The organism is Lactobacillus sp. UMNPBX15 (genome assembly GCF_002553785.1).
Lineage (GTDB): Bacteria > Bacillota > Bacilli > Lactobacillales > Lactobacillaceae > Lactobacillus > Lactobacillus crispatus.
In genome coordinates this window covers 1-276 of sequence record NZ_PCYV01000124.1, presented here as the reverse complement: position 1 = coordinate 276, position 276 = coordinate 1, and the positions used below count along the sequence as shown (strand labels likewise).

Sequence of the window (276 nt, the reverse complement as noted above, 5' to 3'; positions counted from 1 at the left end):
TAGGCGCAATGCAGTAGTCAATGACCTCCTTGTGCCCATTAGGCTTGATGCCAATTGCAATATAGACTGCTTCACGCTCAAACGTTTTCCGGCGCAAAGGAAGGTATGTCGCATCCAGATAAACGCAGAAGAACTTGTCGCTTAGCTTGCGCTTGTGATAAGCCTCAACCTTGGGGAGCATCTGCTTGGAAATATTTGATACTTGAGCTGGACTATAATGACTGCCATACATTTTCTCAATCAAGTCAGCGATTTCTCTGGTAGTTACGCCTTTGG

Annotated in this window: 1 protein-coding gene; it reads right to left on the bottom strand. The window is 45.7% G+C overall.

Translation table 11 applies throughout. From position 1 onward, the window contains the following. On the bottom strand, positions 1 to 276 hold a 276-nt coding region (locus CP366_RS10575), incomplete at both ends, for a transposase (RefSeq protein WP_199162880.1).